The sequence below is a fragment of the Anaerostipes amylophilus genome, from assembly GCF_025567365.1.
Taxonomy (GTDB): domain Bacteria; phylum Bacillota; class Clostridia; order Lachnospirales; family Lachnospiraceae; genus Anaerostipes; species Anaerostipes amylophilus.
In genome coordinates this window covers 58,708-71,211 of sequence record NZ_JAOQJG010000007.1, presented here as the reverse complement: position 1 = coordinate 71,211, position 12,504 = coordinate 58,708, and the positions used below count along the sequence as shown (strand labels likewise).

Sequence of the window (12,504 nt, the reverse complement as noted above, 5' to 3'; positions counted from 1 at the left end):
GATATATTCTAGCATAGAAGTTGCGAACTGTAAATATAACACTTACAAATGAAAGGAATATAATGAATAAATGAAAATAAATATTGACATATTCGAAAAATATGGTAAGATAGAAGTATCAAAAAACGAAATATATAATAAGACTTAGGAGGAGTTTTTATCATGGAATTTATTTTAGATACAGTGAATCTTGAAGAAATCAAAGATGGTGTAGACCATATGCCAATTGCTGGAGTAACAAGCAATCCATCAATCGTTAAAAAGACATCACCAGAAGATTTCTTTGGACATATGAGAAAAGTTCGTGAGATCATTGGAAAAGAAAGAAGCCTTCATGTACAGGTTATTTCATTAGATGCTGAGACGATCGTTAAGGAAGCTCATAGAATCTTAGAAGAGATCGATGATCAGGTATATATCAAAGTTCCTGTTTCATATGAAGGATTAAAAGCAATCAAGATCTTAAAATCAGAAGAAGTTAATGTAACAGCAACAGCAGTTTATGATCTGATGCAGGCATACTTTGCCTTAGCAGCAGGAGCTGATTATATTGCACCATATGTAAATCGTATCGGAAATCTTGGAGCAGATCCTATGGAATTGATCAGCAACCTGCAGGACCGCATTGAAGATGATGGATATGACTGCAAGATCGTAGCAGCATCATTCAAAGGCGTTGAACAAGTGAAGAATGCATTTAACTATGGAGCAGAAGCAATCACAGCACCATATGCAGTATTAAAACAGGTATTTGCAAATCCTAATATTGACAAAGCAGTTACAGACTTCAACAATGACTGGTACGCAGTTTATGGAGAAGGAAAAGGAATCTGCGACCTATAATATAAATAAAGAAGATTTTATGATATACTGATTAGGAAAGAGCCGCAAGACGGCTCTTTCCTAATATATAGGGCAAGAAAGGAAAAAGTTTTATGACAGATAGACAGACGAAAATTCTTGAAATTGTAAATCAAAAAAAGAAAGTAGAAGTTGCAACATTATCAAAGATGCTTGAAGTATCTCAGGTAACGATTCGAAAAGATTTAGATGCATTGGAAGAGCTTAATTTTTTAACAAGAGAACATGGTTATGCAACAATGAAGAATATGTCAGATATTAGTAATCGTATGGCTTTTTGTTATGAAACAAAGCAGCGGATCGCAGCCAAAGCAAGCGAGATCGTATCAGATGGAGAAACGATCATGGTAGAATCAGGTTCAAGCTGTGCACTGCTTGTAAAACAACTTTCTGAAACGAAAAAAGATATTACGGTGATCACAAATTCATCATACATCGCACGATTTATCAGAGAATCTGAGGGTGGAGTTACAAAGGTTATTGTTCTTGGAGGAGAATACCAGAAAGAAGCAGAAGTTATGGTTGGACCATTAGTAAAAACCTGTGCAGAAGCTTTTTATGTAGATAAACTGTTTATGGGAACAGATGGATATATTCCTGGAATAGGATTTACTAGTGGGGATATGTTAAGAGTAGAAGCTGCCAAGAGTATGATGGGTTCTGCAAGGAATTCGATTATTCTGACAGATTCTAGTAAGTTTTCAGAACATGGAGTTGTCATGCAGTCAAAATTTAAGGATATTGATATGGTATTTACCGATGACCAGATTCCATCAGAAGCAAAAGAAGTGTTGGAGCAAAATGGTATTACGGTAGAGATTGTACCAAGATAGATATATTAATAAGAAAAAAGAGATAAAATCATACAAAAACCCGGAACATAGATTAAGGATCAGATGTTTCGGGTTTTCTTTTATAATTAAAGAATATCAGGGTATATGTAAATCCAATTTTTCTAAAATATAAGAGGTATAAGGATCAACTTCATTTATCTGAGAAAAAACAGATTGTATTTGTTTGGTTTCTTTGGTATGCAGTGATTTTGAACAAGCAACGATAAAAAATAAGAATAAAATAGAAAATCCAATTCTTAATTTTAAAAAGGACCAGTAAGTAGGAGTTTGATCTTTCTGATTATTTAAATATCTGTGAAAATCATGGTTAGAATTTAATCTTTGGTAAGTATTATTAAGCCGTGTTTGTTCTATATTAAAGTTCATATTTTTATGCATGAAAAGTACCTCCTTTTGTACATTCTATTCAAAGAAGAAAAAAATTGAACAAATTTTCAAAAAAAGTAAAAGAAAAGGTTGACATTAAAATGCGAAAGTGCTACTTTAAATATAGATGTTAGCACTCGACATAAATGAGTGCTAATAACAGGAGGCGAAGATATGGAGTTAAATGATCGTAAGAAGTTAATATTGAAAGCGATTATCGCCAATTACCTTGAAACCGGTGAGCCGGTAGGATCAAGAACCATTGCAAAACATCCGGATTTAAATCTAAGCTCTGCGACGATTCGTAATGAGATGGCAGATCTGGAAGATATGGGATTTATCTTACAGCCTCACACATCCGCAGGAAGAATTCCTTCCGATGCAGGATATCGTTTTTATGTAGACCAGCTGATGAGTGAGCGTGACAATGAGCACGAAGAGAAACAGGCATTGATTCAGAGAGTTGATAAGATGGAAGTCTTATTAAAGCAGGTTGCCAATGTATTAGCAAGTAGCACGAATTATGCAACGATGGTTTCTTCTCCACATTATCAGAATGTGACATTAAAGTTTGTACAGCTGTCTCAGGTAGACCATGAACATCTGCTTGCAGTAATCGTCACACAAGGCAATATCGTAAAGAACAAGATGGTCCAAGTCGAAGAACCGCTTTCTAATGAAGATGTTCTGAAGTTGAATGTGTTACTTAATACATTTTTACAAGGATTATCCTTACAAGATATCAATCTCGCACTGATTCAGACGATGAGAGATCAGGCAGGAATTAGACAGGATGTGTTAGAACGGATTCTTGAAGAGATCGCCAAAGCGATCCATGATGCAGATCATATGGAAATCTACACAGGAGGAGCAACCAATATCTTAAAATATCCGGAACTTGGAAATCCGGATACAGCAACAGAGCTTCTTGATACGTTAGTAGAGAAGAAAGCCTTGACACAGTTGGTTGATTCAACACTGGAATCAGATTCCGATAATCACACAGGAATTCAGGTTTATATTGGAGAAGAATCTCCAGTTAAGAATATGAAGGATTGCAGTATCGTAACTGCAACCTATGAACTTGCAGAAGGTGGTACAGGTACTGTTGGTATCATCGGACCAAAGAGAATGGATTACAAAAAAGTCGTTAAGACTTTAAAGAACCTCACTGAGGAATTAGATGATATTTTTAAAGACAAATCTTAAGAAAGGAAGTGATGTGATGAGTAAGAAAAACGAAAACATCAACGAAGAAGTAAAGAACGCAGAAGAGACTGCTGAAGATATAAAAGATACAGAGACAAAGGAGGAAACTTCCAAAGAAACAAAGGAAGCAACCGCTGATGACAAGATCGCAGAATTAGAAGCGTCCGTAGCAGACTGGAAAGACAAATACCAGAGACTGATGGCAGAATTTGAGAACGCAAGAAAGCGTACAGCGAAAGAAGCCACACAGCGTTATGATATGGGAGCGATGGGAGTTTTAGAAAAACTTCTGCCAGTCATTGATAACTTCGAGAGAGGCTTAGAAGCCGTATCTGAAGATGAGAAAGATTCCGCATTCGTTAAAGGAATCGAACAGATCTACAAACAGTTTACAGCTGTGATGGAGGATCTGGGAGTAACACCAATGGATGCACAAGGAAAAGAATTTGATGCAAATCTTCACAACGCAGTGATGCATGTCGAAGATGATGATCTCGGTGAGAACATTGTTGCAGAAGAATTACAGAAAGGTTACATGTACAAAGAAAATGTATTACGCCACAGTATGGTAAAAGTAGCTAACTAATATTTATATTATATATAGAAATAAGAAGAAATCTTAGGAGGACATAGATCATGGGTAAAATTATTGGTATTGACTTAGGAACAACAAACAGTTGTGTAGCAGTTATGGAAGGTGGAAAACCAACCGTTATTACAAATGCAGAAGGTATGAGAACAACACCATCTGTAGTAGCATTTACAAAAACAGGAGAACGTGTGATCGGTGAACCTGCAAAACGTCAGGCAGTTACAAATGCCGAAAAAACAATCGCTTCTATCAAACGTCATATGGGAACAGATTACAAAGTTCAGATCGATGATAAAGCATATTCTCCACAGGAAATTTCAGCAATGATCTTACAGAAATTAAAATCAGATGCTGAAAACTACTTAGGAGAGAAAGTAACAGAAGCAGTTATCACTGTTCCAGCTTATTTCAACGATGCTCAGCGTCAGGCAACAAAAGATGCTGGTAAGATCGCAGGACTTGAAGTAAAACGTATCATCAACGAACCAACAGCAGCAGCATTGTCTTATGGACTTGATAACGAAGAAGAACAGAAGATCATGGTATACGACTTAGGTGGTGGTACATTTGATGTATCTATCATCGAGATCGGTGATGGTGTCATCGAAGTATTATCAACAGCTGGAGATAACAAATTAGGTGGAGATGACTTTGATAATGTTATCACACAGTATATGTTAGATGAATTCAAGAAACAGGAAGGTGTTGACTTATCAACAGATAAGATGGCAATGCAAAGATTAAAAGAAGCAGCAGAGAAAGCTAAGAAAGAATTATCTTCTGCAACAACAACAAATATCAACCTGCCATTCATCACAGCAACAGCTGAAGGACCAAAACATTTTGATATGAATCTTACAAGAGCAAAATTCGATGAATTAACAGCTCATTTAGTAGAAAGAACAGCAGGACCTGTAAATTCTGCATTAAATGATGCTGGAATGACAGCTTCTGAATTAAGCAAAGTATTATTAGTTGGTGGTTCTACACGTATCCCAGCCGTACAGAGTAAAGTACAGCAGTTAACAGGAAAAGAACCATTCAAGGGAATCAACCCAGACGAATGTGTAGCAATCGGTGCATCTATCCAGGGTGGTAAATTAGCTGGAGATGCTGGTGCCGGTGATGTACTTCTTCTTGATGTTACACCATTATCACTGTCTATCGAGACAATGGGTGGAGTTGCAACACGTCTGATCGAAAGAAATACAACAATCCCTACAAAGAAGAGCCAGATCTTCTCAACAGCAGAAGATAACCAGAGTGCTGTAGATATCAACGTTGTACAGGGTGAAAGACAGTTCGCTAGAGATAACAAGTCTTTAGGAAGATTCAGATTAGATGGTATCGCACCTGCAAGACGTGGAGTGCCTCAGATCGAAGTAACATTCGACATCGATGCAAACGGTATCGTAAATGTATCTGCAAAAGACTTAGGAACAGGAAAAGAACAGCACATCACGATTACAGCTGGATCTAACATGTCTGACGAAGATATCGATAAAGCTGTAAAAGAAGCTGCTGAATTCGAAGCTGCAGATAAGAAACGTAAAGAAGCAATTGATGCAAGAAACGAAGCTGATTCTATCGTATTCCAGACAGAGAAAGCATTAGAAGAAGCGGGAGACAAAGTAGATGCTACAGAAAAAGCAGCAGTAGAAGCTGACTTAAAAGAATTAAAAGATCTTGTAGAATCTACAAAAGATCAGGAAATGACAGATGCTCAGGTTGAAGATCTGAAAGCTAAGAAAGACAAACTGATGACAAGTGCTCAGAATTTATTTACTAAGATGTATGAAGCAGCAGCACAGGCTCAGCAGGGAGCTCAGGGAGCAGCAGATGCTGGAGCTAATCAGGGAGCAGCAAATGATGATGTTGTAGATGGTGACTACAAAGAAGTATAATTTTAAAGAGAAGGTAGACTAAAAATGGCGGAAAAAAGAGATTACTATGAGGTGTTGGGAATTGACCGCAATGCCTCAGCATCAGAAATAAAAAAAGCCTACCGAAAACTCGCCAAGAAATATCATCCAGATACGAATCCTGGAGATAAAGAAGCAGAAGCCAAATTTAAAGAAGTAACAGAAGCTTATGAAATATTAAGCGACTCTGAAAAGAAAGCGCAGTATGACCAATATGGTCATGCTGCCTTTGAGCAGGGTGCTGGTGGATTTAATGGCGGCGGATTTGGCGGTTTTGACTTCGGTGGTGATATGGGAGATATCTTTGGAGATATTTTCGGCGGTATGTTCGGTGGAGGAAGCCGTGGCGGGGCCAGACAGGCAAACCGTCCAACACAGGGAGCACATGTTCGTGCAAGAATCCATGTAACATTTGAAGAAGCAGTATTTGGTACATCAAAGAAGATAGAAATTACATTAAAAGATGAATGTACTACATGTCATGGAACCGGTGCAAAACCAGGAACCAATCCAGAAACATGTCCAAAATGTCAGGGACGTGGTCAGGTCGTATTTACACAGCAGTCCATGTTCGGAACTGTTCAGAATGTTCAGACATGCCCAGATTGTCATGGGTCAGGTAAGATCATTCGGGATAAGTGTCCAGATTGCCATGGAACAGGTTATATAAGCAACCGTAAGACAATTGAAGTCACAGTACCAGCAGGTATTGACAATGGACAGAGTATCCGTATCCGTGGAAAAGGAGAACCAGGTACAAATGGGGGACCAAGAGGAGATCTGTTAGTAGAAGTAATCGTAGAACGTCATCCAAAATTCCAACGTCAGGATACAACCATCTACTCTACAGAACCAATTTCCTTTACACAGGCAGCTCTTGGTGGTAAGATTCAGATTCCAACTGTGGATGGACCATATGAATATACCATCAAACCAGGAACTCAGACAGACACCAGAATCCGCTTAAAAGGAAAAGGTGTGCCAATGGTACGTAACAAGAATGTACGAGGAGATCACTATGTAACACTCGTAGTTCAGGTACCAGAACATTTGAATGGAGAGCAGAGAGCAGCTCTTCAGAAATTCCAGGAAGCAATGGGTGAAGTCCCTAAGAAGGAAGAAACTCATAAAGAACATAAAGGATTCTTTGGAAAACATAAAAAATAATCAAAATTAATGAATTGAAAAGTTCTATAAAAAAGCGATGAGAGAATTAATCTTTCATCGCTTTTTGTCGTAATATATTTTATAAAATTTAAGAGATCAGGTCTTTTATGACTTTTATGAAAAGATCAGATGATTTAGAGTGTGAACGATTCCATTTTCGTTATTAGTAAGTGTAACTTCATCGGCACATTCTTTTAATTCATCACAGGCATTACCCATTGCAACACCATGACCGGCCAGCTTGATCATTTCAAGGTCATTTTTTGCATCACCAAAAGCAATGATCTGATCAGAATGGATTCCAAGTTTTTCACAAACCTTTAAAAGCCCGGTTGCCTTACTTGTACCATGAGGGACTGCTTCAATATAAAAGTCAGCACTCTGTACAAAATCAAGAATTCCTTCATAAGGTTTCCCAATCACTTTAAAGACATCTGGAAGTTTCTCAGGTTCAATCGCAGTAAGAATCTTAATTAATGGGAAATCCAGACAATCGATCAAAGAAGAAACCTCTACACAGTTCATAGAGTCATTTAAAGCTTCTTCACGGACACGGTAAGCATTTTTATCTGTTACATATAAAACATTTCCATCATCGATCATTGGAACAACTGGAAAATTTCCAAGATATTTTAAAACTTCAACAGCAAGCTCATGAGGAATTGTATTTTCATATAGAGTCTCGTGATTTGTAGTATCAACAACTTTTCCGCCATTGTAGGAAACAAGCATACCATGATATTTTTGGAGATTAAGAGCATCTCTGGCATGAAAAAGACCGGGAAGAGGACGGCCGGAAGAAATTGCAACTCGAATTCCCATTTCTTGAGCTTTGATCAGTGCCTGGATCGTTGCTGGGGAAATTGCAGGTTCATCATTGTAAAGAGTTCCATCAAGATCTACAGCGATTAATTTATAATTCATAACATAATCCTTTCTTTAGTTAACACCATGACAATATTGATGCATGATATCATAAAACAACTTTAAATATTATAACTGGAATTAACGAGTGTTGTAAAGTGGTAAAATATATCATTATATGTATACAACATACAGTATAAAAATACTAATAGAAATTAAAAATAAATTTATAAATAATAAATTAAGAGAAAATTTATAAAAATGTAATGATTTTGCAACAAAATATGTATACAAAAGGCATATAATGTCCATGATCCATTCAAGAAGATCTTTGTGATCAGACAAAGATCTTAGGCACGGTATGTGGAAAGGAGAACATTATGTTAATGAGAATGAAAGAAAATTATTATATAAAAAAATGTTGTGGAGATTTTGTGTTATTAAAAAGAAGAAAGAATCAAGAAAAATGTAAAAAAGTATTGGAAAGAGTCGGTGTATATGGTACTCTTAAAGAGACGAAAGAAGCAATCATCAAAGAGATGATCAAAGACGAAGTCAATCATCGTAAGACGGAACCACTTTATAAATTGATTCCCTTAATGCGACAGATGTATGACAGATTTTATGAAGAGAATATGGAGTGTTGTTTCGTTGGATAGTCAGGAAGAACATGTCTTTGTTGGCATTTTCGAATAATAAACAACAGAGAAAGCAGAAGGTTTATGGAGTGCCTTCTGCTTTTTCGTGTTTTTCCAGCAAGAAGATTTTGTCCTCTATAGGTAAAAAGGATGCCATAAAGAAAAATGATAAATATTTTGAAAAAATAAAAAACGTTGTAAAAACAACAGACTTTCTTCGAAGCATCGATTATACTGACGATACAGTAAAGGATAAAAAGTCAAGAAAAGGAGAATAGAAATGATTCGTAGAATTATTGAAATTGATGAAGATAAATGTAATGGATGTGGGCTTTGTGCTGATGCATGCCACGAAGATGCAATCGGAATGGTTGATGGAAAAGCGAAGTTATTAAGAGATGATTATTGTGATGGCTTAGGAGATTGTCTGCCAAATTGTCCAACCGGAGCGATCAGTTTTATAGAGCGTGAGGCAGCTGCATATGACAGAGAAGCAGTCGAAGCCAATATGAAGAAAAAAGCCCAAATGGCAGCAAAAGATAAAGAAGAAAAGCCAGTATTCCATGGATGTCCAGGAACAAGGATGAAGATGATAAATCATAAGGAAGAAGTACAGACAGAGCAGTCAGTACATGCATCTTCCCAGTTATCCCAATGGCCAGTTCAGATTAAATTAGTACCAGTCAATGCACCATATTTTAAAGATGCCAATCTTTTGATTGCAGCAGACTGTACAGCTTATGCTTATGGAAATTTCCATCAGGAATTTATCAAAAACAGAGTGACACTAATTGGATGTCCAAAACTTGACGAAGGAGATTACAGTGAGAAATTGACACAGATCATTGCTAATAATGATATTAAGAGTGTAACGATCGTAAGAATGGAAGTTCCTTGCTGTGGAGGACTTGAAAATGCAGCTAAGAAGGCAATTCAGGATTCTGGGAAATTCCTTCCATGGCAGGTGCATACAATTTCCATTGATGGACAGATTTTATAGTCATAGAATTATCAAAGAAATTAATAAAAACAATGGGAAAAAGAGAATTCTAATAAAGAGGGGATTCTCTTTTTCTTGTATTCCATGCTTTTCTATGATACACTAATTAATTGATATGTTATGAATACGAAATAGAAAAATAAGATAGAAAAAGAAAGGAAACACAGTGTCATGGGATGGAATAAAATTACAATTGATACATTGACATCAGCGGAAGACATGATTAGTTATGAACTTACAGAACTTGGTGCAACAGGTGTGGAAGTTGAAGATCATGTGTCATTGACAGAAGAAGAGATGAAAGTTATGTATGTGGATCTTCTGCCAGACGATATTGCACCAGATGATGGGAAAGCAAAGATCAGTTGCTATTTTGATGAGAATGAGAACTTAGAACACATCACAATGCAGATTCAGGCAATGCTTGAAAGACTTCGTGGATTTATGGACATCGGAGCTGGAACAATTTCATTTGATAAGACAAAAGAAGAAGACTGGGTAAATAACTGGAAGAAATTTTTCAAACCAATCCGCTTAGATGAACAGATCGTGATCAAACCAACATGGGAGACATTAGAAGATCAGACAGAAGATACGATCGTAGTTGAGATCGATCCAGGAACAGCATTTGGAACTGGGTCTCATGAAACAACAAAGCTTTGTATTGAAGGAATGAAACCATACATTAAAGAAGATACAAAGATTTTAGACGTTGGATGCGGAAGCGGAATTTTATCAATTATCGGATTAAAACTTGGAGCCGGACATGCGGTTCTTACAGATATCGATCCACATGCGATTTCAGCTTCAGAAGAAAACTTTGAAGTAAACCATATCAGTAAAGATCAGTTTGAAGTTTATCAGGGAAATGTATTAGATGATAAAGAATTTGCAGAATCCTTGGGATCAAAATGTTATCCAGTTGTTGTAGCAAATATTTTAGCAGACGTTATCTCTCCGCTGATTGAGATCGTAGATCAGTTTCTGGCAGAAGACGGAGTATTTGTTATTTCTGGTATCATTGATACAAAAGAAAAAGAAATTGCTGACAAATTAAATGCATATGGTTTTGATGTCATTGAAACAAGAAGAATGAAAGACTGGGTTTCTATGACAGCGAAGATGAGGTAAGAGATGTACCGATTTTTTATAAAAGAAGAACAGATTCATGATGGAATGATTGAGATCATGGGAAGTGATGTAAATCATATTAAGAACGTTCTCCGTATGAAAACAGGAGATAAGGTTTATTTAAGCAATGGATCCGATTTGGAATATGAATGCAGCCTTAGTGAATGGACACAAGATTCGATTCTTGCAAAGATTGAAGATGTCCATGGAATGGAAACAGAACTTCCAGCAAAGATTACGCTGTATCAGGGACTTCCAAAAGGTGATAAGATGGAGATGATCATCCAGAAAGCCATAGAATTGGGCGTGACAGAGATTGTTCCAACTGCTATGAAACGCTGTGTTGTAAAACTTGATGCCAAGAAAGCGGCAAAGAAAGTAAGCAGGTGGAATACGATTGCACTAAGTGCAGCCAAACAGGCAAAACGTGGAATTATTCCAGAAGTTCGTGAGGTAAGAAGCTTTAAAGAAATTTTAGAGGAAGTAAAAGATATTGAATTGATGCTTGTTCCATATGAAGAAGCAAAAGGAATGCAGGAATCCAAAGAGCTGATCAACAAGGCAAAAGGGAAGAAGTCTATCGGAATCATTATCGGGCCAGAAGGTGGATTTGAAAAAGAAGAGATTGAACAGATCAAAGCCGTAGGCGGCAAAACAATGAGCCTTGGAAAGCGTATCTTAAGAACTGAGACAGCAGGAATGACAGTTTTATCTATTTTAATGTTTACAATAGAAGAATAGAGGAGAAAGTGACATGATTTATTTTGATAATGCAGCGACAACCTGCGTATTTCCAGAAGTTGTAGAAGCAATGCAGGACGCAATGCAGGTCACGTATGGAAATCCATCTGCGAAACATATGAAAGGTATTGAAGCAGAGAATAAAGTAAAAGCTGCACAAGAATTAATTGCCAAAACATTAAGAGCAAAACCAAAAGAGATTTTATTTACCTCTGGAGGAACAGAATCAAATAATACAGCAATCATCGGAACAGCGATGGCCAATCGTCGCAAAGGGAAGCATATCATTACAACAAAGGTAGAACATGCATCTGTATATGAACCAATGTATCATCTGGAAGAAGAAGGATATGAAGTGACATATTTAGATGTTGATGCAGAAGGAATCGTTGATCTTAAGCAGTTAGAAGAAAGCATTAGAGAAGATACGATTCTTGTATCCTGTATGATGGTTAATAATGAAATTGGGGCAATTGAACCAATTGAAGAGATCGCGAAGATCATCAAAGCAAAGAATCCGAATACGATCTTCCATGTGGATGCGATTCAGGCATACGGAAAACTCCCGATTATTCCAAAGAATATGGGGATCGATTTATTATCCACAAGCGGTCATAAGATTCATGGACCAAAAGGAATCGGATTTTTATATATCAAAGAAGGAACAAAGATTTCTCCAATTATTTTTGGAGGTGGACAGCAGAAAGGAATGCGTTCTGGAACTGAAAATGTACCGGGAATTGTAGGATTAGCTGTTGCATGTGAGAAAATGATTGGTAAAAAATATGAGAATGCTGAAAAGATCCGAGAAGTCAAAGAATACTTTCAGGAGAGGATCAAAGAGATTGAGGATATCAAGGATAATTCAGGGAAAGCACCACACGTAGCAAGTATCAGTTTTAAAAAATTAAGAAGTGAAGTTTTGTTGCATGCTTTAGAAGACAGAGAAATTTATGTATCCTCAGGATCTGCATGTTCATCTAACAAGAAACAGGCAGTCAGCGGAACATTAAACGCAATCGCATTAAGTGATGAATTTAAAGATGGAACACTTCGATTTAGTTTTTCCATCGAGAATACAAAAGAAGAAGTTGATCAAACGATCGAGGCATTAAAAGAATTAGTTCCAATGCTTCGAAGATTTGTAAGAAAATAAAGT

General features: G+C 36.9%; 14 protein-coding genes. 12 read left to right on the top strand and 2 right to left on the bottom strand.

What is annotated here, in order from left to right; translation table 11 throughout:
* The first annotated feature begins 162 nt into the window (after positions 1–162).
* A complete protein-coding gene (locus tag OCV53_RS10595) occupies positions 163–843 on the top strand; it encodes a fructose-6-phosphate aldolase (RefSeq protein WP_022375322.1) in 681 nt (226 codons plus the stop codon).
* A gap of 92 nt (positions 844–935) precedes the next feature.
* A complete protein-coding gene (locus tag OCV53_RS10590; RefSeq protein WP_055198213.1) occupies positions 936–1,694 on the top strand; it encodes a DeoR/GlpR family DNA-binding transcription regulator in 759 nt (252 codons plus the stop codon).
* A gap of 96 nt (positions 1,695–1,790) precedes the next feature.
* Here the strand turns inward: OCV53_RS10590 and OCV53_RS10585 are convergent, their stop codons facing one another.
* The gene (locus tag OCV53_RS10585) at positions 1,791–2,093 is read right to left on the bottom strand and encodes a hypothetical protein (RefSeq protein ID WP_022375324.1); all 303 of its coding nucleotides are present in this window, start codon (positions 2,091–2,093) and stop codon (positions 1,791–1,793) included.
* Between the two features lie 162 nt (positions 2,094–2,255).
* Here OCV53_RS10585 and hrcA point away from each other — a divergent pair, with 162 nt between their 5' ends.
* From hrcA to dnaJ, 4 genes are read left to right on the top strand one after another with little or no spacing between them, the layout of a single operon-like run.
* On the top strand, positions 2,256–3,290 hold the full coding sequence (hrcA, locus tag OCV53_RS10580; protein WP_172674566.1) for a heat-inducible transcriptional repressor HrcA: 1,035 nt from the start codon (positions 2,256–2,258) through the stop codon (positions 3,288–3,290).
* Positions 3,265–3,876: a nucleotide exchange factor GrpE gene (gene grpE, locus OCV53_RS10575; protein WP_055198209.1), complete on the top strand. Its 612-nt coding sequence runs from the start codon at positions 3,265–3,267 to the stop codon at positions 3,874–3,876. Before hrcA ends, grpE begins: the two co-directional genes overlap by 26 nt.
* 50 nt (positions 3,877–3,926) lie before the next feature.
* Positions 3,927–5,786, top strand: a complete 1,860-nt coding sequence (dnaK, locus tag OCV53_RS10570) for a molecular chaperone DnaK (protein WP_055198207.1) — start codon at positions 3,927–3,929, stop codon at positions 5,784–5,786.
* Positions 5,787–5,810: 24 nt separating this feature from the next.
* Complete coding sequence (gene dnaJ, locus OCV53_RS10565) at positions 5,811–6,971, top strand: molecular chaperone DnaJ (protein ID WP_055198205.1); 1,161 nt, start codon at positions 5,811–5,813, stop codon at positions 6,969–6,971.
* Between the two features lie 114 nt (positions 6,972–7,085).
* Here the strand turns inward: dnaJ and OCV53_RS10560 are convergent, their stop codons facing one another.
* On the bottom strand, positions 7,086–7,895 hold the full coding sequence (locus OCV53_RS10560; RefSeq protein ID WP_055198203.1) for a Cof-type HAD-IIB family hydrolase: 810 nt from the start codon (positions 7,893–7,895) through the stop codon (positions 7,086–7,088).
* Between the two features lie 320 nt (positions 7,896–8,215).
* Between OCV53_RS10560 and OCV53_RS10555 the strand changes: the two genes are divergently transcribed.
* From OCV53_RS10555 to OCV53_RS10530, 6 genes are all read left to right on the top strand, one after another.
* Complete coding sequence (locus tag OCV53_RS10555) at positions 8,216–8,494, top strand: hypothetical protein (RefSeq protein ID WP_022374103.1); 279 nt, start codon at positions 8,216–8,218, stop codon at positions 8,492–8,494.
* A 20-nt stretch (positions 8,495–8,514) separates the two neighbouring features.
* Positions 8,515–8,751 carry a hypothetical protein gene (locus OCV53_RS10550; RefSeq protein WP_147340808.1) on the top strand — a complete coding sequence of 79 codons (237 nt, stop codon included), beginning with the start codon at positions 8,515–8,517 and terminating at the stop codon, positions 8,749–8,751.
* A gap of 2 nt (positions 8,752–8,753) precedes the next feature.
* Positions 8,754–9,473 carry an ATP-binding protein gene (locus OCV53_RS10545; RefSeq protein ID WP_055198201.1) on the top strand — a complete coding sequence of 240 codons (720 nt, stop codon included), beginning with the start codon at positions 8,754–8,756 and terminating at the stop codon, positions 9,471–9,473.
* A 171-nt stretch (positions 9,474–9,644) separates the two neighbouring features.
* A complete protein-coding gene (gene prmA, locus OCV53_RS10540) occupies positions 9,645–10,604 on the top strand; it encodes a 50S ribosomal protein L11 methyltransferase (protein WP_022374106.1) in 960 nt (319 codons plus the stop codon).
* A gap of 3 nt (positions 10,605–10,607) precedes the next feature.
* Positions 10,608–11,345 (top strand): 16S rRNA (uracil(1498)-N(3))-methyltransferase, encoded by a 738-nt coding sequence (locus OCV53_RS10535; RefSeq protein WP_055198199.1) that lies wholly within the window; start codon positions 10,608–10,610, stop codon positions 11,343–11,345.
* A gap of 13 nt (positions 11,346–11,358) precedes the next feature.
* Complete coding sequence (locus OCV53_RS10530) at positions 11,359–12,501, top strand: cysteine desulfurase family protein (protein ID WP_022374108.1); 1,143 nt, start codon at positions 11,359–11,361, stop codon at positions 12,499–12,501.
* Positions 12,502–12,504 lie beyond the last annotated feature (3 nt).

Coding starts and splice junctions, on each gene's coding strand:
- OCV53_RS10595 (WP_022375322.1), top strand. CDS start 163: ATGGAATTTATTTTAGATACAGTGAATCTTGAAGAAATCAAAGATGGT.
- OCV53_RS10590 (WP_055198213.1), top strand. CDS start 936: ATGACAGATAGACAGACGAAAATTCTTGAAATTGTAAATCAAAAAAAG.
- OCV53_RS10585 (WP_022375324.1), bottom strand. CDS start 2,093: ATGCATAAAAATATGAACTTTAATATAGAACAAACACGGCTTAATAAT.
- hrcA (WP_172674566.1), top strand. CDS start 2,256: ATGGAGTTAAATGATCGTAAGAAGTTAATATTGAAAGCGATTATCGCC.
- grpE (WP_055198209.1), top strand. CDS start 3,265: ATGATATTTTTAAAGACAAATCTTAAGAAAGGAAGTGATGTGATGAGT.
- dnaK (WP_055198207.1), top strand. CDS start 3,927: ATGGGTAAAATTATTGGTATTGACTTAGGAACAACAAACAGTTGTGTA.
- dnaJ (WP_055198205.1), top strand. CDS start 5,811: ATGGCGGAAAAAAGAGATTACTATGAGGTGTTGGGAATTGACCGCAAT.
- OCV53_RS10560 (WP_055198203.1), bottom strand. CDS start 7,895: ATGAATTATAAATTAATCGCTGTAGATCTTGATGGAACTCTTTACAAT.
- OCV53_RS10555 (WP_022374103.1), top strand. CDS start 8,216: ATGTTAATGAGAATGAAAGAAAATTATTATATAAAAAAATGTTGTGGA.
- OCV53_RS10545 (WP_055198201.1), top strand. CDS start 8,754: ATGATTCGTAGAATTATTGAAATTGATGAAGATAAATGTAATGGATGT.
- prmA (WP_022374106.1), top strand. CDS start 9,645: ATGGGATGGAATAAAATTACAATTGATACATTGACATCAGCGGAAGAC.
- OCV53_RS10535 (WP_055198199.1), top strand. CDS start 10,608: ATGTACCGATTTTTTATAAAAGAAGAACAGATTCATGATGGAATGATT.
- OCV53_RS10530 (WP_022374108.1), top strand. CDS start 11,359: ATGATTTATTTTGATAATGCAGCGACAACCTGCGTATTTCCAGAAGTT.